The following is a 21,119-nucleotide window of genomic DNA, read 5'->3' on the forward strand; positions in this document are numbered from 1 at the left end:
GTGCGCGTAGTCTCGGCCCGTGCTTCTCTCAGACAAGGACATCCGGGCCGAGATCGATGCCGGCCGGGTGCGGATCGATCCGTACGATCCGGCCATGGTGCAGCCCTCCAGCATCGACGTCCGGCTGGACCGCTTCTTCCGGGTGTTCGAGAACCACCGCTACCCGCACATCGACCCCGCCGTGGAACAGCCCGATCTGACGCGGCTGATCGAGGCCGAGGGCGACGAGCCGTTCATCCTGCACCCCGGGGAGTTCGTGCTGGCGTCCACGTACGAGGTGATCTCGCTGCCGGAGGACGTGGCCTCGCGGCTGGAGGGGAAGAGCTCGCTGGGGCGGCTGGGGCTGCTGACGCATTCGACGGCCGGGTTCATCGACCCGGGCTTCTCCGGTCATGTGACCCTGGAGCTCTCGAATGTCGCGACGCTGCCCATGAAGCTGTGGCCGGGGATGAAGATCGGCCAGTTGTGCATGTTCCGGCTGACGTCGCCCGCGGAGTATCCGTACGGGTCGGCGCAGTACGGTTCCCGCTATCAGGACCAGCGCGGGCCCACCCCCTCCCGTTCGTACATGAATTTCCACCGGACCCACGTCTGAGCGCGAAAGGGTAAGAGAGCCACCTGTGAGTGACGAGCGCGAGCGCGAGAACCTGACGTACAGCCTCTTCGGCCAGGCCATCCGGGAGCTGGCGCAGCGGGTGGCCGACGACGGGTACGAGCCGGACATCATCCTCTCGATCGCCCGCGGCGGCCTCTTCGTGGCGGGTGGACTCGGCTACGCGCTCGACGTGAAGAACCTCCATGTGATGAACGTGGAGTTCTATACCGGTGTGGGGGAGACGCTCGCCATGCCGGTGATGCTGCCTCCCGTGCCGAACGTCGTCGACCTCAGCCGTAAGAAGGTGCTCATCGCCGACGACGTCGCCGACACCGGCAAGACGCTCAAGCTGGTGCAGGACTTCTGTGCCGAGCATGTGGCCGAGGCACGCAGCGCGGTGGTCTACGAGAAGTCGCACTCGCTGGTGAAGTGCGACTACGTCTGGAAGCGGACGGATCTGTGGATCAACTTTCCCTGGTCCGTCGAGCAGCCCGTCGTCCGCCGTGCGGGTCAGGTTCTCGACGCCTGAAAGTGGCCTGAGAGCGGGGCGAGGAGAGTCAACTCCCCGGCGTCCGGAGGGCGTCGGGGTTTGAGTGCTGCGCAGTGTTCTCCGCACGGGTGGTTCCCTTCTTCGGTACCTGCGGGTAGGTACCGCTGGTAACAACAAAGTTGCCGGCCGTAGGGAGATCACCTGATGGCGCGTATGGCGCGTATGAGACCCGTGACAGCGCTCGCGGCAGCTCTGCTCATGGTGTTCGGGGGTGCGGGTGCGGTGGCTGCCGTGCCCGTGAGCGGGGCGGGAACGAAGGCCGGTACGGGCAGCAGCGCGAGCACGCCGCTGCCGGCCGAACTGGAGAAGATCCGGGCCGCGGAGGCCCGGAAGCTCTACGGCAGCCCGGACGAGCGGCCCATGGCCGACCGCAAGACCGGCCTCATCTCATTGGGCGACAGCGAGATCTCGGGCGAGGGCGTCGGTACGTACGAGCCGGGCACGAACGGGCCGGACAACTGGTGCCACAGGTCGCCCGATGCGGCCGTACACCGTACGGGTGTCGGCGCGGACGTGACGTACAACGTCGCCTGCTCCGGTGCGAGCACCGAGAACGTCCGGATCGGCGGCACCAAGCAGTACGCCGACGAACTGGTGCAGAGCGACAGCCTCGCCATCAAGGCCCGCAACACGCGGCTCAAGCAGATCATGCTCGTCGTCGGCGCCAACGACGATCTCCAGTTCGGGCCGGTGATGACCGACTGCGTCACCCGCTACCTCACGCTCCAGGGACCGTGCGAGCCCAAGTACGACTCCGGCTGGCAGGCCCGTATCGACGGGCTCGTACCCAAGGTGGAGCGCACCGTGGGGGACCTCAAGTCCGTGATGCGCAACGCCGGTTACGCCGACGGCGACTACCAACTCGTCCTGATGGCCTACCCCAGTCCCATCGGCCCCGACATCAAGGACAACCCCAAGTTCCCCGGCAAGCTCGTCGGTGGCTGCGTCGGCTACACCAGTGACGCCGCCTGGGGCCGTAACGCGGCGGTGCCGAAGTTCGAGAAGGGCATCCGGACGGTCGCCCAGCGCACCGGCGTCAGCTATCTGGACGCCTCGCGCCTCTTCCACGGCCACGAGGTGTGCATGGAGAACCCCTGGGCGCGCGGACTGTACGTGGACCTCAGCAACCCGTTCCCGCCCGACTCCAACTCGGTGCGCCAGTCCTTCCACCCGAACGAGCGGGGGCACGGCGCGTTCGCCGAGTGCTTCACCAAGATGTACCAGGCGGGGCAGCAGGGCGTACGCGAAGCCTCCTGCGCCGACCCCGTGGGCGCCGGGCAGCCGAAGCTGTACCAGCTCGCCTGGGACGACACGTTCAAGCCGCTGCGCAACGAGGGCACCGGCAGCTGTCTGGACGCCGACGGCGCCGCCAGCGCGGTCGGCACCGATGTGCGGGGCTGGGCCTGCGCGGCGGACAAGCGGAACCAGCAGTGGTGGTACGACGCGGCGGGCAAGGCGCTCTACGCGGGGCAGACGCACGACCGGTGCGTGCAGAGCGAGGGCGGCGTCAAGGAGGGGGCCGGGCTGGAGCTCGGCAACTGCTCCGGGGCCGGTGCCCAGCAGTTCGTACGGAACGGGGCGACCCTGCGGCCCGCCTCGGACACCGGGCTGTGTGTGACGTTGCCGGGCGCGGAGGCGCGGGCGAAGCTCGCCACCTGTGACGGCTCGGCCGCGCAGCGGTTCAGCAGCTGAGGGGCGGCAGACGAACGCCGGGCGGGCTCTTCACAGCCTGCCCGGCGTTCCCGGCGTCACGGCCCGCCCGGCGTCTTACAGCGTGCCGAGCTTGATCAGGAAGAGCAGGGCCAGCAGCTGGATCGCCGAGGCGCCCAGCGCCTTGGGCCAGGGCAGGTCGTGCGAACGGCTCACCATCGAGGTGAACAGGAACCCGGCGAGCACCCAGGTCGCCCACCCGAGGGCCTGCACGAGGGTGGCCGTCCCGCCCAGGAACAGCGCGAACACCAGTCGCGGCGCATCCGACAGCGACATGATCAGCATGGCGAGCCCGACCGTGGGCTGCCAGGCCCCGTCCCCGCCGAACTGGCGGGCCAGCGTGTGGGTGACGGCTCCCAGTACGAGTCCGGCCATCACCACGGCGACGCCGGTGACCAGCACATACGGAACGGCCTGCGAGAGCGTCGTGTTGAGGACGTCTGCGCGGGCCTTGTCGAGGCCGAAGACCGCCAGCAGCCCGTAGACGAACGTGACGATCAGCGCGGGGCCCCACATCGCGTAGTCCCGCATCTGCCAGAACGTGGCGTTCGGCCGCAGGACGACGCCGGTCAGCAGCTCCTTCCAGTGCAGCCGGGGCCCGGACGGCGGCGCGGGGGTGTTGCCCGCGTGGTACATGGCGCCGTCGGTGTACCCGCCGTCCTGGCCGCCGCCCTGCGGACCGTGCCCGTCGTCGGGGCCGTACGGGTCGTGGATGCTGAACGACTGGGTGTGGCCGGGGTTGTTGGCGTACGGGTCCTGCCCGTGCCAGCCCTGTGGCCCCCCGGGCTGCGTTCCGTGCTGACCGGGACCCTGCGGCGCCCCGTAGTGCGGCGGTTGCTGCGCGTGCGGGTCACCGAAATACTCCGGCTCGTCATTCCTCGGGCCCCCCTGCCACGGACCCTGCTGCGGGTACGGCGGACCCGAGGGGTGCTGAGGGTACTGCCCATGCTGCTGCGCGCCCCGGGAGTCCCGGCCGCGTCCGCTCCTGAAACCAGCCACGCGATTGAACGTACCGTGTTCCATGGCCTCTGCGTGCCACAGCCGGGCGAGATGGCCGGACATCGCTGCTGACCTGTGACATCCCCTAGGGGAACCCGGCCGTGCGGCCCCCACCAAGGGTGGAGAAGCCCCCACCGGGCCCTCACCCAGGAGGAGGGCTCACTCCCCCGGAAGGCGGACGGCGAAGGTGACGACGGAGCCCTGGCCCGCGGCGTCCGCGACGGTGAGCCGGTCGGTCACCAGCCTGGCCAGCCACAGCCCTCGGCCGCTGGTCGCCCCGTCCAGGCCGGGCAGCAGCTCCGGGATGACGTCCTCGGTGAAGCCGGGGCCGGAGTCGGCGACCTGGCACTCCAGCTCGTCGCCGAGGTGCCGCAGCACGAGCTGGCCGCCGCCGCCCGCGTGCTCGACGGCGTTGGTGGCCACGGCGTCGACGGCGACGACGAACTCGCCCCTGCGCGGCTCGTTCAGTCCCGCCGACGCGGCCCGCGCCTCGACCTCGGCGCGCAGCCTGGGCAGGTCGCGCAGGGTGAAGCGGAGGCGGCACAGCAGCTCGGGGGTCAGCATCCGGCACCCTCCCGTACGGCGGGCAGTGGCCGGGCCCGTACAGCACGCAGGAAGCCGGTGACCGCGCTCGGGTCGTGGCCCGGGGGCCGGTCGTCTTCGGCCGGTCCGTCCTGGGCCGTACGACCCGGGGCCTCACGGTCCGCCACCTGGTGCTCCTCCTCGCCTTTCCAGCCGCTCCGCCGCGTGCGTGAGCGCGGTTAGGAGGCTAGGCCCGGCACGCTGCAATGGGTATACCGCGACAGCGGTTTGGCTCGTGTGGTGCATTAACTGATCGCATTTGACCACGACTTGCCGGAAAACGCGCAACGGCCGGCCCCGTGGGTACGGGACCGGCCGTTGCGGACGGTATGAAGCGCTCGGTTCAGGCCATCGGAGGCTCGCGGGCCGGGCGGCCGAACCAGGTGGCTACTTCGCGGGCTCCGGTTCCGGGTCGGGCTGCGGCTCCGGGTCCTTCGCCGTCTCGCCGTCCGCCGCCGGCGGCTCGCCGGGCGTCCTGACCGAGTCCAGCAGCAGCTGGGCCACGTCCACGACCTGGAGTTTCTCCTTCGCGGCGGCACCCGTGGCGGAGTCACTGCCGGCAGCGGCCTTCTTGCCGTTGACCGAGTCGGTCAGCATGACGAGGCAGAACGGGCAGGCCGTCGAGATGATGTCGGGGTTGAGGGACAGCGCCTCGTCCACGCGCTCGTTGTTGATGCGCTTGCCGATCCGCTCCTCCATCCACATACGGGCGCCGCCGGCGCCGCAGCAGAAGCCGCGCTCCTTGTGCCGGTGCATCTCCTCGTTCCGCAGGCCGGGTACCTTGCCGATGATCTCGCGCGGGGGCGTGTAGACCTTGTTGTGGCGGCCCAGGTAGCACGGGTCGTGATAGGTGATCAGCCCCTCGACCGGGGTGACCGGCACCAGCTTGCCCTCGTCGATGAGGTGCTGGAGCAGCTGCGTGTGGTGGATGACCTCGTAGTGGCCGCCCAGCTGCGGGTACTCGTTGGCGAGCGTGTTGAAGCAGTGCGGGCAGGTGGCGACGATCTTCTTCGCGGATTTCGGCTTCTGGGTGGAAGGGTCGTCGTCGTCTTCACCGAAGGCGGCGTTGAGCGTGCCGACGTTCTCCTCGCCCAGCTGCTGGAAGAGGAACTCGTTGCCCAGGCGGCGGGCCGAGTCGCCGGTGCACTTCTCGTCGCCGCCCATGATGGCGAAGTTGACGCCGGCGATGTGCAGCAGCTCCGCGAACGCCTTGGTGGTCTTCTTGGCGCGGTCCTCCAGGGCGCCCGCGCAGCCGACCCAGTACAGGTACTCGACCTCGGTGAGGTCCTCGATCGTCTTGCCGACGATCGGCACCTCGAAGCCCGCCTCCTTCTGGAGCTCCTTCGTCCACTCCAGCCGCTGCTTCTTGGCCAGACCCCAAGGGTTGCCCTTCTTCTCCAGGTTCTTGAGCATCGTCCCGGCCTCGGAGGGGAACGCGCTCTCGATCATCACCTGGTAGCGGCGCATGTCGACGATGTGGTCGACGTGCTCGATGTCCACGGGGCACTGCTCGACGCAGGCGCCGCAGGTGGTGCAGGACCACAGCACGTCCGGGTCGACGACGCCGCCCTCTGCGGCGGTGCCGACCAGGGGGCGCTCGGCCTCGTCCAGCGCGCTCTGCGGAACGCCCTTCAGCTGCTCCTCGGTGGCCTTCTCCTCGCCCTCCATCGTCTTGCCGCCGCCGGCCAGCAGATACGGCGCCTTGGCATGGGCGTGGTCCCGCAGCGACATGATCAGCAGCTTGGGCGAGAGGGGCTTGCCGGTGTTCCAGGCGGGGCACTGCGACTGGCAACGCCCGCACTCGGTGCAGGTGGAGAAGTCGAGGATGCCCTTCCAGGAGAAGTCCTCGACCTGGGAGGCGCCGAAGCGGACCTCCTCCTCGTTGTCGTCGTCGAGGGCCGTCTCGAAGTCGATGACCTTGCCGCCGGACATCATCGGCTGAAGCGCGCCGAGGGCCGCTTCGCCCTTGGCGTCCCGCTTGAACCAGATGTTGAAGAAGGCCAGGAAGCGGTGCCAGGCCACACCCATGTTGGTGTTCAGGCCGACCGTGATCATCCAGATCATGGTCGTGCCCAGCTTGATCAGAGCCCAGAAGTAGACGAGATTCTGGAGCGTGCCGACGCCCAGCCCGTGGTACGCCGCCACCAGCGGATACGAGAGGAAGTACGCGGGCTCGTAGCTGTCCACATGGTGCAGCGCGCCCTCCAGGCCGCGCAGCATGAGAATGGCGACGCCGATGATGAAGATGATGTACTCGACGAAGTAGCCCTGCCACATCTTCGAGCCCGTGAAGCGGGACTTGCGGCCCGCCCGGGAGGGCAGGCTCAGCAGCCGGATCACCATCAGGACCGCGATGCCGACGGTGGTGCCGGCGCCGATGAAGTCGATGTACATCTCGTACGGCAGCCAGCCGCCGATGACCGGCAGCGTCCAGTCGGCCTGGAACAGCTGGCCGTAGGCGTTGATGATGGTCGGCGGCAGGGTGAGGAAGCCGATCGCCACGAACCAGTGGGCCACGCCGACGACGCCCCACTTGTTCATCTTCGTATGCCCGAGGAACTCCTTGACCAGCGTGGCCGTTCGCTGCTTGGGACTGTCCTTACGGACGCCCGCGGGCAGTGGCTGCCCCAGCTGGACGAAGCGGTAGATCTGCGCGATGGCACGGGCGAACAGCGCAACGCCGACCGCGGTGAGCAGCAGCGTGACGACGATCGCGGCGAGTTGCATAGCGGCTCCTCGGAGCACGGAGGCGGCGTTTACTAAGCAGTAACTTATCCGGTCCGTTCGAGACTACCCACTTGTCGCAGATCGCTGTACCGCAAGCCTCGGTGATTTGCGTCGCCCCGTCGGCCAAGGGCCCGATACTCCGTCGCAGGCGGCCATGCGCGCACCGTAATCACACACCTTGAGTCGCCCCGACTCAGTCTTCTTGACGCAATTTCCCCGGTCGTGCACTCTTGAGTCAGCTTCACTCAAGACCAAGCTGGAGGAACCCGAAATGGCACGTGCGGTCGGCATCGACCTGGGTACGACGAACTCCGTCGTCAGTGTTCTCGAGGGCGGTGAGTCCACCGTCATCACCAATGCCGAGGGCGCCAGGACCACGCCGTCCGTCGTGGCCTTCGCGAAGAACGGCGAAGTGCTCGTCGGGGAGGTGGCCAAGCGGCAGGCGGTCACCAACGTCGACCGGACCATCCGGTCGGTCAAGCGGCACATGGGTACCGACTGGAAGATCGGTATCGACGAGAAGCCCTTCAACCCGCAGCAGATCAGCGCGTTCGTGCTCCAGAAGCTGAAGCGGGACGCCGAGTCGTACCTGGGCGAGAAGGTCGCCGACGCGGTCATCACCGTGCCGGCGTACTTCAACGACGCCGAGCGGCAGGCCACCAAGGAGGCCGGCGAGATCGCGGGCCTGAACGTGCTGCGGATCGTCAACGAGCCGACCGCCGCGGCCCTCGCCTACGGGCTGGAGAAGGAGGACCAGACGATCCTGGTCTTCGACCTCGGTGGCGGTACCTTCGACGTCTCGCTGCTGGAGATCGGCGACGGTGTCGTCGAGGTCAAGGCGACCAACGGTGACAACCACCTCGGTGGTGACGACTGGGACCAGCGGATCGTCGACTACCTGGTCAAGCAGTTCCAGTCCGGCCACGGCGTGGACCTGGGCAAGGACAAGATGGCCCTCCAGCGGCTCCGTGAGGCCGCGGAGAAGGCGAAGATCGAGCTGTCCTCGTCCACCGAGACGACGATCAACCTGCCCTACATCACCGCGTCCGCCGAGGGCCCGCTGCACCTGGACGAGAAGCTGACCCGCGCGCAGTTCCAGCAGCTGACCCAGGACCTGCTGGAGCGCTGCAAGACGCCGTTCCACAACGTGATCAAGGACGCGGGCATCCAGCTCGGCGAGATCGACCACGTGGTGCTCGTCGGCGGCTCCACCCGGATGCCGGCCGTCGCGGAGCTCGTCAAGCAGCTGACCGGCGGCAAGGACGCCAACAAGGGCGTGAACCCGGACGAGGTCGTCGCCATCGGTGCCTCCCTCCAGGCGGGCGTGCTCAAGGGTGAGGTCAAGGACGTCCTGCTGCTGGATGTCACCCCGCTGTCCCTCGGTATCGAGACCAAGGGCGGCATCATGACCAAGCTGATCGAGCGCAACACCACGATTCCGACGAAGCGTTCGGAGACCTTCACCACGGCCGAGGACAACCAGCCCTCGGTGCAGATCCAGGTCTTCCAGGGTGAGCGGGAGATCGCGGCGTACAACAAGAAGCTGGGCATGTTCGAGCTGACGGGTCTGCCGCCGGCTCCGCGCAATGTGCCGCAGATCGAGGTCACCTTCGACATCGACGCCAACGGCATCATGCACGTCTCCGCCAAGGACCTGGGGACGGGCAAGGAACAGAAGATGCAGGTCACCGGCGGCTCCAGCCTGCCCAAGGACGACATCGAGCGCATGATGCGCGAGGCGGAGCAGTACGCCGAGGAGGACCACAAGCGCCGCGAGGCCGCCGAGACGCGGAACCAGGCCGAGCAGCTGGTCTACACGACCGAGAAGTTCCTCAAGGACAACGAGGAGAAGGTCCCCGCCGACACCAAGTCGGAGGTGGAGTCCGCCCTTGAGGACCTGAAGGAGAAGCTCAAGGGCGACGACACCGCGGTGATCCGTGAGGCGTCCGAGAAGGTCGCGGCCACCAGCCAGAAGCTGGGCCAGGCCCTCTACGCCGAGGCCCAGCAGGCCCAGGCCGGCGGTGCCGAGGCCGGTGCCGACGCGGCCGGCGCGGGTGCGGGCAAGCCCGAGGGCGGCGAGGATGACGTCGTGGACGCCGAGATCGTCGACGAGGACCAGAAGCCGAAGGATGGTGCGGCGTGACGGAGGAGACCGCGGGCTTCCAGGAGCCCGACGTTCCCGCCGACGCCGGTGAGCTGACCGATGCCGACCGGACCGCCGCCGAGCAGGAGGCGGCCGGTGCGGCGCCGCCGGCCGGCGAAGCGCACGGCAGTGAGGCCGAAGTGAGCGCGCAGGACCTGCGGGAGGCGGAAGGCGCAGGCCCGGAGGGCGAGGCCGCCGAGGGCGGCCCGGCCACCGAGCTGGAGGCCACCAGAAAGGCTCTCAACGAGCGCACCCAGGACCTGCAGCGGCTCCAGGCGGAGTTCCAGAACTACCGCCGCCGCGTCGAGCGGGACCGTGTGGCGGTCAAGGAGATCGCCGTCGCGAACCTGCTGACGGAGCTGCTGCCGGTGCTGGACGACATCGGCCGGGCGCGGGACCACGGTGAGCTGGTGGGCGGCTTCAAGTCGGTCGCCGAGTCGCTGGAGATGGTCGCGGCAAAGATGGGCCTGATGCAGTTCGGCAAGGAGGGCGAGCCCTTCGACCCGACGGTCCACGAGGCGCTGATGCACTCGTACTCTCCGGATGTCACGGAGACGACGTGCGTGCAGATCCTCCAGCCCGGGTACCGAATCGGCGAACGGACCATCCGTCCCGCACGGGTCGGGGTCGCCGAGCCGCAGCCCGGTGCCGCCGGCGGTACGGGCGGCAAGGGCGAGGCCGGTGCCGAGACGTCGGCCGCTGAAGAGGAGAACGGTGGCCCGGACGAGGGCTGACCGCGTACGGGAGGAGGGACGTCGAGGATGAGTACCAAGGACTTCATCGAGAAGGACTACTACAAGGTCCTCGGCGTCCCCAAGGACGCTACCGAAGCCGAGATCAAGAAGGCGTACCGCAAGCTGGCCCGGGAGAACCACCCCGACGCCAACGCCGGTGACCCCAAGGCCGAGGAGCGCTTCAAGGACGCCTCCGAGGCGTACGACGTGCTCGGCGACCCGAAGCGGCGCAAGGAGTACGACGAGGCGCGCACCCTCTTCGGCAACGGTGCCCTCTTCGACAGGCAGGGTCGGCCGGGCGGCGGTCCGGGCGGGCCCGGCGGCGCCGGAACGTTCAACTTCGACCTGAGCGACCTGTTCGGTGGCGGTCAGGGCGGGGGCGGCGGTGCCGGCGGACCGGGCGGGTTCGGCGGCGGGCTCGGCGACGTCTTCGGCGGGCTGTTCAACCGCGGCGGCACCGGGACCCGTACGCAGCCCAGGCGCGGCCAGGACATCGAGTCCGAGGTGACGCTCAGCTTCACCGAGGCGGTGGACGGGGCCACGGTCCCGCTGCGGATGTCCTCCAGCGCCGCGTGCAAGGAGTGCGCCGGAACGGGGGACAAGAACGGCACCCCGCGGGTCTGCCCCACCTGTGTGGGCACCGGGCAGGTCTCGCGTGGCACGGGCGGCGGCTTCTCGCTGACCGACCCGTGCGTGGACTGCAAGGGGCGCGGCCTGATCGCGCAGGACCCGTGCGACACCTGCAAGGGGTCCGGGCGGGCGACCAGTTCGCGGACGATGCAGGTCCGGATTCCCGCGGGCGTCACCGACGGGCAGCGCATCCGGCTGCGCGGCAAGGGCGCCCCGGGCGAGCGGGGCGGACCCAGCGGTGACCTGTATGTCGTCGTGCACGTCGACAAGCACCCGGTGTTCGGGCGCAAGGGCGACAATCTGACGGTCACCGTGCCGGTCACCTTCCCCGAGGCCGCACTCGGCGGCGAGGTGAAGGTCCCCACGCTCGGCGGGCCGCCCGTCACGCTGAAGATCCCGCCGGGTACGCCGTCCGGGCGCACCATGCGGGCCCGGGGCAAGGGCGCGGTCCGCAAGGACGGAACCCGCGGCGACCTACTGGTGACAGTGGAGGTCGCGGTGCCCAAGAATTTGGCCGACAAGGCGAAGGACTCCCTGGAGTCCTACCGGGACGCGACAGCGGGAGAGGATCCGCGGGCCGCGTTGTTCAAGGCAGCGAAGGGAGACTGAGGTGGACGGCCGGGACGGACGCAGACGAGCATTCGCGGCTGGGCGCTCTGCGGCGTACGAGCTGACGGAAGAATCTCCGGTCTACGTCATCTCGGTCGCCGCCCAGCTCTCGGGTCTGCACCCGCAGACCCTGCGGCAGTACGACCGGCTGGGGCTGGTCTCGCCCGACCGCACGCCCGGGCGGGGCCGGCGCTACTCGGCGCGGGACATCGAGCAGCTGCGCGAGGTGCAGCGGCTCAGCCAGGACGAGGGCATCAACCTCGCCGGGATCAAGCGGATCATCGAACTGGAGAACCAGGTCGCGGCGCTTCAGCAGCGGGTGGCGGAGCTGTCCGCCGCGGTCGAGGGCGCCGCGGCGGCGATGCAGCAGCGCGAGGCGCAGGTGCATGCCTCGTACCGGCGCGATCTGGTGCCGTACGAGGATGTGCGCCAGTCCAGCGCGCTGGTCGTCTGGCGCCCCAAACCGAGGGAGTAGCCCTCTCGGGCCCCCGGCCCCCGGTGTGGGCGGCGCCCACACCGGGGGGCAAGGGATGAGGGCCTACTGCTTGAAGCCGTAGGACAGGATCTTGGTGGCGTCCTTGGTGCGGTTCGTGGCGGAGGAAGACGCCAGCACGGTGCCGATCAGCGTCTTGCCGCCACGCTCGGCGGCGAAGACGAGGCAGTACTTGGCCTCGGGCCCGGAGCCGGTCTTGACGCCGAGCGCCCCCGAGTAGCCGCCCAGCAGCGGATTGGTGTTGGTCCAGGTCATATAGCGGTAGCCGCCGCTCTTGGTGACCGTCTTCTGCTTGGTGGAGCGGGTCTTCACGGTCGAGCGGAAGGTCGAGTAGGTCATCGCGTTGCGGGCGAGCTTCGTCAGATCGCGCGGGGTGGAATAGTTGCTGCCCTTGCCGATGCCGTCGAACGAGTCGAAGTGCGTGTTCTTCAGGCCGAGGTTCCGGGCCGTGGTGTTCATCTGGCCGATGAAGGACTTCACCCGTGCTTTGCGGGTGCTGCCCTTGCCGAACGTGTCGGCGAGCGCATAGGCCGCGTCGCAGCCCGAGGGCAGCATCAGTCCGTAGAGCAGCTGGCGGACGGTGACCTTGTCGCCGACGATCAGCCGTGCCGAGGAGGCGGTGTTGCGGACGATGTAGTCGCTGTACGCCTTCTGGATGGTGACCTTGCGGTTCAGGTTGAGGTTCTTCTGGGCCAGCACCACCCGGGCGGTCATGATCTTGGTGGTCGAGCCGGTGGAACGCCGGGTGTCGGCGGCCTTGGCGTAAAGGCTCTTCCCCGTGCCGCTGTTCATCGCATAGCCGCCGCGGGCGGTGATGGACGGCTTCGCCGCGGCGGCGCGTACGTGGGCCGCGGCCGGCGCCGAAGCGGGCGCGGCGGTGGCGGCGGGGGACGCCGTGGCGGCCGGGGCGGCCAGCGCGCCCGTCGTCAGCACGGCTCCGGAGGTGAGCATCACCGTGGCGACACGGTGGGTGCCAGCAATGCCAATCTTCACTTCTGTCAGCTCCAAATGCCGCTGCGATGCGGCTCGTTGGGCGGGTACCCGGGTCAGGAAGCGGCCGGGAACTAAGAGTGATAGTAGACCTATGCGAATTGAGTGGAATAGACTCAACTTGTTGCATGCTGTAGGTAGCAAGTGCCATCGCGGGGCACGGGCACAGCCGGGACGCAGGGGCGCCCGGTGCCTACGGACAGCACTGGAGGAGGAGCGCAGGAAGTGGACGCGGAGCTGACCAACAAGAGCCGGGACGCCATCAGCGCGGCCAACGACCGGGCGGTGACCGACGGCCACCCCGACATCACGCCGGCCCATCTGCTCCTCGCCCTGCTCACGGGCGAGGACAACGAGAACATCCAGGACCTGATCGCGGCCGTCGAGGCCGACCAGGCGGCGCTGCGCTCCGGCGCCGAGCGGCAGCTCGCGGCGCTCCCCACCGTGCAGGGCCAGACCGTCAGCCGACCGCAGGCCGACCGCGACCTGCTCGCCGTCATCGCGGACGCCGCACAGCGCGCCAAGGACCTCGGCGACAGCTTTGTCTCCACCGAGCACCTGCTGATCGCGCTGGCCGCCAAGGGCGGGACCGTCGCCGAACTGCTGAAGCAGCAGGGCGCCGACGACAGGAAGCTGCTGGACGCCTTCAGCGCGCAGCGCGGCAGCAGGCGCGTCACCAGCCCGGACCCCGAGGGCACCTACAAGGCCCTGGCGAAGTTCGGCACCGACCTGACCGCCGCGGCCCGCGACGGCAAGCTGGACCCGGTTATCGGCCGGGACCAGGAGATCCGCCGCGTGGTCCAGGTGCTCTCCCGGCGTACGAAGAACAACCCCGTCCTCATCGGCGAGCCCGGCGTCGGCAAGACCGCCGTCGTCGAAGGGCTGGCCCAGCGCGTGGTGAAGGGCGACGTACCGGAATCGCTGCGGAACAAGCGGCTGGTCGCCCTCGATCTGGGCGCCATGGTGGCGGGCGCCAAGTACCGGGGCGAGTTCGAGGAACGGCTCAAGACCGTGCTCTCCGAGATCAAGGAGAGCGACGGCCAGATCATCACCTTCATCGACGAGCTGCACACCGTCGTCGGCGCGGGCGCGGGTGGCGACTCGGCCATGGACGCGGGCAACATGCTCAAGCCGATGCTGGCCCGCGGCGAGCTGCGGATGGTCGGCGCCACCACGCTGGACGAGTACCGCGAGCGGATCGAGAAGGACGCGGCCCTGGAGCGCCGGTTCCAGCAGGTGCTGGTCGCCGAGCCCACCGTCGAGGACTCCATCGCGATCCTGCGCGGGCTCAAGGGGCGCTACGAGGCGCACCACAAGGTGCAGATCTCCGACAGCGCGCTGGTGGCGGCGGCGGCGCTCTCGGACCGCTACATCACCTCCCGCTTCCTCCCCGACAAGGCCATCGACCTGGTGGACGAGGCGGCCTCCCGGCTCCGGATGGAGATCGACTCCTCACCCGTCGAGATCGACGAGCTCCAGCGCTCCGTCGACCGGCTCAGGATGGAGGAGCTGGCCCTGGAGAAGGAGACCGACCCCGCCTCCGTCGAGCGGCTGGAGCGGCTGCGCCGCGAGCTGGCCGACAAGGAGGAGGAGCTGCGCGGCCTGACCGCCCGCTGGGAGAAGGAGAAGCAGGGCCTCAACCGCGTCGGCGAGCTGAAGGAACAGCTGGACGAACTGCGCGGCCAGGCCGAGCGCGCCCAGCGCGACGGCGACTTCGACACCGCCTCCAAGCTGCTCTACGGCGAGATCCCGGCCGTCGAGCGCGAGCTCGCCGCGGCCACCGAGGAGGAGGAAGAAGCCAAGAAGGAGGCGGCGGCAGGCCAGGCCGGCAAGGGCGACAAGATGGTCAAGGAGGAGGTCGGCTCGGACGACATCGCCGACGTCGTCTCCTCCTGGACCGGCATCCCCGCGGGCCGGCTGCTGGAGGGCGAGACGCAGAAGCTGTTGCGGATGGAGGAGGAGATCGGCAGGCGGCTGATCGGTCAGACCGAGGCCGTGCGTGCCGTCTCGGACGCCGTACGCCGCAGCCGGGCCGGTATCGCCGACCCCGACCGTCCCACCGGCTCCTTCATGTTCCTCGGCCCCACCGGTGTCGGTAAGACGGAGCTGGCCAAGGCGCTCGCCGACTTCCTCTTCGACGACGAGCGGGCGATGGTCCGTATCGACATGAGCGAGTACGGCGAGAAGCACAGCGTCGCCCGGCTCGTCGGCGCGCCCCCCGGCTACGTCGGCTACGAGGAGGGCGGCCAGCTCACCGAGGCCGTTCGGCGCCGCCCGTACAGCGTCGTACTGCTGGACGAGGTGGAGAAGGCGCACCACGAGGTCTTCGACGTGCTGCTGCAGGTCCTCGACGACGGCCGGCTCACCGACGGCCAGGGCCGCACCGTGGACTTCCGTAACACCATCCTCATCCTCACCTCCAACCTGGGCAGCCAGTTCCTGATGGATCCCCTGGAGAAGCAGGAGGAGAAGCGCGAGCAGGTGCTGGCGGCGGTGCGGGCGGCCTTCCGGCCCGAGTTCCTCAACCGACTGGACGACCTGGTCGTCTTCTCCGCGCTGGCCGGGGACGAGCTGCGGCGGATCGCCCAGCTGCAGGTCGACGCGCTCCAGCAGCGGCTCGCCGAACGGCGGCTGACCCTGGATGTCACCCCGGAGGCGCTGGACTGGCTCGCCGCCGAGGGCAACGATCCGGCGTACGGGGCCCGGCCGCTGCGCCGCCTCGTCCAGACCGCCATCGGCGACCAGCTCGCGCGGGAGATCCTGGCGGGCGAGGTCCGCGACGGTGACACCGTTCGGGTGGACCGCGTCGAGGGATGGGAGGGCCTCATGGTGGGCGCCGCGGCGGGCACGCTCGCGGGGAGCTGACAGAGGGCCCCGACCGTCCCCCAGCCTCCGGCCGGGTGGGGGTACCGCCAGCGGTAGCTGGGGGAATCCCCCCAGGGTTGTCATTGCGGGGGGCGCGTGCGGGAGGATGGAAGGAGCCGTATGAAGGGAACACCCACGTGAGCATCGACCCGTCCTCGATCCCGAATTTCGGGGGCCAGCCCGACGAGCCGGACGAGTCCGGTCCGACCGGACCGATCATCCCCGACCAGGACCTCGTCAAGCAGCTCCTGGACCAGATGGAGCTGAAGTACGTCGTCGACGACGAGGGAGACCTCGCGGCGCCGTGGGAGGAGTTCCGCACCTACTTCATGTTCCGTGGGGAGGCGGAGCAGCAGGTCTTCTCGGTCCGTACGTTCTACGACCGGCCGCACACCATCGAGGACAAGCCCAAGCTCCTCGAGGCCATCGACGACTGGAACCGCCGCACCCTGTGGCCCAAGGTCTACAGCCACACCCACGACGACGGCAGCGTCCGCCTCATCGGCGAGGCGCAGATGCTGGTCGGCACAGGCGTCTCGCTGGAGCACTTCGTCTCCTCCACGGTGAGCTGGGTGCGTGCCTCCATCGAGTTCGACAAGTGGCTGGTGGAGCAGTTCGGTCTGGAGAAGGACATCGACTCCTCCGAGGGCGAAGGCGACGACGCCTAGCCCGTCGTCGGCACCCCGCACACCGAGGGGCCGGGCGCACACTCCGAGTGCGCCCGGCCCCTCGTGCTGCGTCGCCGGCCGCCCCCCTGACACCCGTCAGGTACCACGCAGGATCCCGGGCCGGGAGACTCGTGGGCAGAGCGCGGGACCCGCCTACGGGGGAAGCACGGGGGAACAGGGGGTCCCGCGCACGGGGGTCGCGGGCGCACTCGGGGGCGCTCGCGAGCGCTGCGGGGTGGCGGGTCAGCCGGTGCCCGCCACACCGCGCAGCCGCTGTGCCGCCTCGGCCAGCACGTCCTCCCGTTTGCAGAACGCGAAGCGGACGTACGGTGCACCTGCCTCGGCGTGGTCGTAGAAGACCTGGGTCGGGACGGCGACGACGCCCACCCGCTCGGGGAGCGCAAGGCAGAACGAAACACCGTCCTTCGCGCCCAGCGGGCGGATGTCGGTGGTGATGAAGTACGTGCCCGAAGGCCGGAAGACCTCGAAACCGGCCGCACGCAACCCCTCGGCCAGCAGATCCCGCCGGGCGCGCAGTCCCTCCCGCAGAGCCGTGTAGTAGCTGTCGGGCAGCGCCAGCGCCTCGGCGATGGCGTACTGGAAGGGGCCCGCTGAGACATACGTCAGATACTGCTTGGCCGAGCGCACCGCGGTGACCAGCGCGGGCGTTCCGGTGACCCAGCCGACCTTCCAGCCGGTCAGCGAGAACGTCTTGCCGCTGGAGGAGATGGTGACCGTGCGCTCGCGCATCCCCGGGAAGCTCGCCAGCGGGTGGTGCTCGCCGTCGAAGACGAGGTGTTCGTAGACCTCGTCGGTGACGGCGAGCAGATCGCGCTCCACGCACAGTTCGGCGACGGCCGCCAGCTCGTCACGGCCCAGCACGGTGCCGGTGGGGTTGTGCGGGGTGTTGAGAAGGATGAGCCGGGTGCGGTCGGTGACCGCGTCGCGCAGCTCGTCCAGATCCAGGTGGTACGCGCCGTCGCGCGGGCGCAGCGTGACCGGCACCCGTATGCCGCCCGCCATCGCGATGGAGGCGGCATACGAGTCGTAGTACGGCTCCAGCGCGATCACCTCGTCCCCGGGCTCGACCAGCGCGAGCAGCGAGGCGGCGATGGCCTCGGTGGCACCCGCGGTGATCAGCACTTCGGTTTCCGGGTCGTACGACAGGCCGTAGAAGCGCTGCTGATGCTCGGCCACGGCGTTGCGCAGCTCGGGGATGCCGGGGCCAGGCGGGTACTGGTTGCCGCGCCCGTCCCGCAGGGCGCGCACCGCCGCCTCGCGGATCTCCTCCGGACCGTCCGTGTCGGGGAAGCCTTGACCCAGGTTGATCGCGCCGGTCCGGACGGCGAGCGCGGACATCTCGGCGAAGATCGTGGTGCCGAACTTGGCGAGGCGGTGGTTGAGCAGCGGACGCCCACGTTCCCGCGCGCCGGGGACAGCAGCTTGGCCAGCAGTCATGGCTGTCATCCTCGGGCAAGCTCTTATCTTCCTCAACCCTGCTTTGCGGCGCTGCCACCCCGGGCAGGAGCCGCCTACGCCCGCGGACGGCAACACGGAAGTACGGAAAGGAAGTTGCCGTCCAAGGACCTCAAGGGGGAAATGTAATGAACCAAGTCCTGGCATTCATCGGCATAGTGGTCGTCTTCGCGATCATCGCCGCGCTCGCCAAGTCGGCCGGTTCCGGTGGCGCCGGCCGGTCCGGTCGCCCCCGCCGCAACAGCGGCTCGTGGTGGGCCGGCGGCGGTGGCACCGGTGGCGGTGGCTGCGGAGGAGGAGGCGGCGGCTGCGGCGGTGGTTCCTCTTCCTGCGGCGGCGGTGGCGGCGGTGGCGGCGGTGGTGGCGGCTGCGGCGGTGGTGGCGGCGGTGGCGGGGGCTGACAGATGGAGAACGTGGCTCCGGCCTTGCTGATCGTCGGCCTCGGCATCGTCATCAACGTGATCGTCGCTCTCGTGAGAGCGGCCAACGGCTCCGGCCCCCGGCGGCGCAGGCGGCGGGGCTCGTGGTGGGCAGGGGGCGGGGGCGGCAGTTCGTGCGCCGGCGGCTCCTGCGGCGGTGGCTCCTCCTGTGGCGGCGGTGGTGGCGGCTGCGGTGGGGGCGGAGGAGGCGGAAGTTGAGGCCCACGCGGCAGGCCGGCAGCGGGAGTTGAGGCCCGTGCGCGGAGCGTGCGCGACGGCACGCTCGGCCAGGTGTGCGGCTGTGCGCGAAGCGTGCTCGCACCTGGAAGGGAACACTTGACCTGTTCCATACCTATGGGATGGAAATCCGCAGAACCTGGGTAATAGCGCTGGGGACGCAGCGCGTTCCGTGATTCGGTGAATCGTGAACTGTCGTCCCCGAGCGCTCCCGGCCCCGGCCCGGAGGCTCGGGAGCTCGAGGGGTGGGGCGGCCCACCCTCCCTGCGTGTTTGCGGAGCCGACCCATGCTCACCACCCTGAAAACCGCCTACACCGACACCCGCGCGCACGAACTCGGCTGGGACCTGGGCCGCGGGCCTCTCCCCGCCCTCGCCTGCATGGACGTCGAACTGGACGACACCCACGTTCAGCTGCGGCTGCTCGGCGCCTCGCACCAGGTACTGCTGGGCGAGGAGTACGGCAGCTGTTCGGAAACCGTCGCCTGCCTTCCGGGCCGCAGCGCCCCGCTTCCGCTCGGCGTCTCCAAGCGTTTCGGCGAGTGGGAGTACGAGTTCGCGGCGCGGGTCGAAAGACTGTCGCCCGGCTCGTTCGCCGGGCGTGCGCAGGAGTTGCTCGCGCTGGTGGCGGACCACCCCAACGGGTTCGCGGGTACCTTCCCGGGTGCGCCGAGTGCCTTCACCGCGCTGCTCGTCCAGCGGCACGAGGGGCAGATCCGCTGGCGCACCTGGCACTCCTATCCACAGGAGGGCTGTCTTGTCTCGACGCGTACCCGGGTGGCCACCAGGGCGCGCGAGGAGCGGAAGGGCGCCGGGGCTCCGCGCGAGCCGGCCACGGTCCCGGTGTGCGGCCCGGCCATGGCCTGAGCGCCACTCCTGTGAGTGACCTAGGGTGCTCATTATGTGACGTAGCGTGCATCTCATGATCGACCGTCCACAGCCCTACGTGGAGAGCGCGCGGTTGCCCGTACCCGCCGGGCTCGGGCGCGGCTTCGTCCTCGCCTCGGTCTTCGTGTGCGCCGCCTGCGGCCTCGTCTACGAGCTCGAACTCGTCGCGGTCGCCTCCTCGTTGGTCGGCGACTCCGTCACCCAGGCGTCCGTCGTGCTCTCCGTCATGGTCTTTGCGATGGGCGTCGGCTCACTGCTCGCCAAGCGCTTGCGCTGCCACGCCGCCGCGGGCTTCGGCTACGTCGAGGCGCTGCTCGCGCTGGTCGGCGGCAGCTCGGCGATGGCGCTCTACGCCTCCTTCGCCTGGCTGGGCGGGGCCCGCGTGATGCTGGTGGCCATCTCCTTCACGATCGGGGCGCTGATCGGCGCGGAGATGCCGCTGCTGATGACGCTCATCCAGCGGATCCGCGAGCAGGACCCTGGCGGTGCCCTCGCCGATCTGTTCGCGGCCGACTACGTGGGGGCCCTCGTCGGCGGACTGACCTTCCCCTTCCTCCTGCTGCCCCTCGCCGGAGAGTTGACGGGCGGACTGCTCACCGGCGTGGTGAACGCGCTGGCCGGCGGGCTGGTCGTGCAGTGGCTCTTCCGCCACGACCTGCGGTGGCGGGCGCGGTTGCGGCTGCTGGCGGCCAACGGCTGCGTACTGCTCCTGCTCCTCGTGGGCACCGCGTTCGTCGGCCCGTTCGAGCATGCCGCGCGGCAGGCCCTCTACGGCGACGATGTACGGGTTGCTGTGCACACCGACCACCAGGAGCTCGTGCTGACGGGTGGCGCGACCCGCGAGGAGTGGCCCGCGGCGGGCGAACTGCAGCTGTTCCAGGACGGCAGGCTGGCGCTGCGGGGCGGGGAAGCCCGCGCCGTCCACCGGGCTCTGGTCCGCCCCGCGATGGTGGGCGGGCCGCACACCCGGGTGCTGATCGTGGGGGGCGGCGACGGGCTTGCCCTGCGGGAGGTGTTGCGGTTCCGCGATGTGCGGGAGGTCACCGTCGTGGAGCGGGATCCCGGCGTCGTACGGCTGGCCCGCCGCGACCCCGGGCTGCGGGCCTTGAACCGCGGAGCGCTGGACGATCCGCGGGTCCGCCTTGTTCACGCGGATCCCTTCGACTGGTTGCGGGACCGGGTGCGGGGTTCCGCCATGCGGTTCGACGTGATCATCTCCGCGTTGCCCTCGCCGGGGGGCTCCGCCGGTAGTCCCAAGCTGTACTCGCAGGAGTTCTACGGGCTCGCTGCGCGGGGCCTCGGCGACGAGGGGCGCCTCGCCCTTCGTGCGGGCTCGCCCACTGGGCGAGCCCGTGACTTCTGGACGGTTCACGCCACCCTGCGGGCCGCGGGGCTGCGGCCTTGCCCCTACGCCGGTGGACGGGGCTTCGTGCTGGCCCGCCCCGCCCGGCCGGCGCCCCCCACCTGCCTCCGCGAGGGCCACACCCACCTCCCTCCCTCCACCCTGATGCACCCCCGCTACGCGGGGTGACGTCGCTTGTGGGGGCACCCCGTGAGGGCCCCGTCGCTTGTGGGTGCACGCCTTCTTGTCTTTTGGCTGCCGCCGGGTGCGTTCGGTTGTGGACGCACGCCTTGTTTCGTTTTCGGCTGCCGCCGACAGGTCGTGTCGGGGGGCTCCGCCCCCCAACGGCCCCCCGCCAGGTGGGCTTCGCCCCCCTAGAACCCCCCTTCCGCAAATCCCGGAGCCATTGACGTAAGACGGCTCCGTTTCGCGGCGGGGGCCGAGATGCACTGCCGGTGGCGCC

General features: G+C 69.8%; 18 protein-coding genes. 12 read left to right on the top strand and 6 right to left on the bottom strand.

Annotated features, from left to right (window positions below):
- The first annotated feature begins 19 nt into the window (after positions 1–19).
- The 3 genes from dcd (at position 20) to ACTWQF_RS30200 (ending at position 2,837) form a co-directional block, all read left to right on the top strand.
- Positions 20–595, top strand: a complete 576-nt coding sequence (gene dcd / locus ACTWQF_RS30190) for a dCTP deaminase (protein ID WP_443282915.1) — start codon at positions 20–22, stop codon at positions 593–595.
- A 25-nt stretch (positions 596–620) separates the two neighbouring features.
- Positions 621–1,124 carry a phosphoribosyltransferase gene (locus ACTWQF_RS30195; RefSeq protein ID WP_443282916.1) on the top strand — a complete coding sequence of 168 codons (504 nt, stop codon included), beginning with the start codon at positions 621–623 and terminating at the stop codon, positions 1,122–1,124.
- 174 nt (positions 1,125–1,298) lie between these two features.
- Positions 1,299–2,837 carry a ricin-type beta-trefoil lectin domain protein gene (locus ACTWQF_RS30200; RefSeq protein WP_443282917.1) on the top strand — a complete coding sequence of 513 codons (1,539 nt, stop codon included), beginning with the start codon at positions 1,299–1,301 and terminating at the stop codon, positions 2,835–2,837.
- A 75-nt stretch (positions 2,838–2,912) separates the two neighbouring features.
- Here ACTWQF_RS30200 and ACTWQF_RS30205 read toward each other — a convergent pair whose 3' ends face one another.
- From ACTWQF_RS30205 to ACTWQF_RS30220, 4 genes are all read right to left on the bottom strand, one after another.
- Positions 2,913–3,854 carry a YIP1 family protein gene (locus ACTWQF_RS30205; RefSeq protein WP_443282918.1) on the bottom strand — a complete coding sequence of 314 codons (942 nt, stop codon included), beginning with the start codon at positions 3,852–3,854 and terminating at the stop codon, positions 2,913–2,915.
- Between the two features lie 159 nt (positions 3,855–4,013).
- On the bottom strand, positions 4,014–4,418 hold the full coding sequence (locus ACTWQF_RS30210) for an ATP-binding protein (RefSeq protein ID WP_443247557.1): 405 nt from the start codon (positions 4,416–4,418) through the stop codon (positions 4,014–4,016).
- Complete coding sequence (locus tag ACTWQF_RS30215) at positions 4,412–4,564, bottom strand: hypothetical protein (RefSeq protein WP_443282919.1); 153 nt, start codon at positions 4,562–4,564, stop codon at positions 4,412–4,414. Before ACTWQF_RS30215 ends, ACTWQF_RS30210 begins: the two co-directional genes overlap by 7 nt.
- Before the next feature lie 259 nt (positions 4,565–4,823).
- Positions 4,824–7,163, bottom strand: coding sequence for a (Fe-S)-binding protein (locus ACTWQF_RS30220; protein WP_443282920.1), 2,340 nt, complete (start codon positions 7,161–7,163; stop codon positions 4,824–4,826).
- A 271-nt stretch (positions 7,164–7,434) separates the two neighbouring features.
- Between ACTWQF_RS30220 and dnaK the strand changes: the two genes are divergently transcribed.
- The 4 genes from dnaK to ACTWQF_RS30240 are packed head-to-tail and all read left to right on the top strand — an operon-like array spanning position 7,435 to position 11,754.
- Positions 7,435–9,306: a molecular chaperone DnaK gene (gene dnaK, locus ACTWQF_RS30225; RefSeq protein ID WP_443282921.1), complete on the top strand. Its 1,872-nt coding sequence runs from the start codon at positions 7,435–7,437 to the stop codon at positions 9,304–9,306.
- Positions 9,303–10,040: a nucleotide exchange factor GrpE gene (gene grpE / locus ACTWQF_RS30230; protein WP_443282922.1), complete on the top strand. Its 738-nt coding sequence runs from the start codon at positions 9,303–9,305 to the stop codon at positions 10,038–10,040. Before dnaK ends, grpE begins: the two co-directional genes overlap by 4 nt.
- 27 nt (positions 10,041–10,067) lie before the next feature.
- Positions 10,068–11,279: a molecular chaperone DnaJ gene (gene dnaJ / locus ACTWQF_RS30235; RefSeq protein WP_443282923.1), complete on the top strand. Its 1,212-nt coding sequence runs from the start codon at positions 10,068–10,070 to the stop codon at positions 11,277–11,279.
- A 1-nt stretch (position 11,280) separates the two neighbouring features.
- Entirely contained in the window at positions 11,281–11,754 is a 474-nt protein-coding gene (locus ACTWQF_RS30240) for a heat shock protein transcriptional repressor HspR (RefSeq protein ID WP_443282924.1), read from the top strand.
- A 63-nt stretch (positions 11,755–11,817) separates the two neighbouring features.
- Here ACTWQF_RS30240 and ACTWQF_RS30245 read toward each other — a convergent pair whose 3' ends face one another.
- Positions 11,818–12,765, bottom strand: a complete 948-nt coding sequence (locus tag ACTWQF_RS30245; protein WP_443282925.1) for a D-alanyl-D-alanine carboxypeptidase family protein — start codon at positions 12,763–12,765, stop codon at positions 11,818–11,820.
- Positions 12,766–12,987: 222 nt separating this feature from the next.
- Between ACTWQF_RS30245 and clpB the strand changes: the two genes are divergently transcribed.
- The gene (gene clpB / locus ACTWQF_RS30250; RefSeq protein ID WP_443282926.1) at positions 12,988–15,627 is read left to right on the top strand and encodes an ATP-dependent chaperone ClpB; all 2,640 of its coding nucleotides are present in this window, start codon (positions 12,988–12,990) and stop codon (positions 15,625–15,627) included.
- Positions 15,628–15,764: 137 nt separating this feature from the next.
- Positions 15,765–16,295 carry a YbjN domain-containing protein gene (locus ACTWQF_RS30255; protein ID WP_443282927.1) on the top strand — a complete coding sequence of 177 codons (531 nt, stop codon included), beginning with the start codon at positions 15,765–15,767 and terminating at the stop codon, positions 16,293–16,295.
- A gap of 243 nt (positions 16,296–16,538) precedes the next feature.
- On the opposite strand, the gene ACTWQF_RS30260 is transcribed toward ACTWQF_RS30255, so the two are convergent.
- Positions 16,539–17,753, bottom strand: coding sequence for a pyridoxal phosphate-dependent aminotransferase (locus tag ACTWQF_RS30260; protein ID WP_443282928.1), 1,215 nt, complete (start codon positions 17,751–17,753; stop codon positions 16,539–16,541).
- A 146-nt stretch (positions 17,754–17,899) separates the two neighbouring features.
- Between ACTWQF_RS30260 and ACTWQF_RS30265 the strand changes: the two genes are divergently transcribed.
- From ACTWQF_RS30265 to ACTWQF_RS30275, 3 genes are all read left to right on the top strand, one after another.
- Positions 17,900–18,172, top strand: a complete 273-nt coding sequence (locus ACTWQF_RS30265; protein ID WP_443282929.1) for a hypothetical protein — start codon at positions 17,900–17,902, stop codon at positions 18,170–18,172.
- 542 nt (positions 18,173–18,714) lie between these two features.
- Complete coding sequence (locus ACTWQF_RS30270; protein ID WP_443282930.1) at positions 18,715–19,293, top strand: DUF2617 family protein; 579 nt, start codon at positions 18,715–18,717, stop codon at positions 19,291–19,293.
- A gap of 55 nt (positions 19,294–19,348) precedes the next feature.
- On the top strand, positions 19,349–20,845 hold the full coding sequence (locus ACTWQF_RS30275) for a polyamine aminopropyltransferase (protein ID WP_443282931.1): 1,497 nt from the start codon (positions 19,349–19,351) through the stop codon (positions 20,843–20,845).
- Positions 20,846–21,119: the final 274 nt, after the last annotated feature.

It is taken from the genome of Streptomyces sp. 8N114 (assembly GCF_052245835.1).
Classification (GTDB): Bacteria; Actinomycetota; Actinomycetes; order Streptomycetales; family Streptomycetaceae; genus Streptomyces.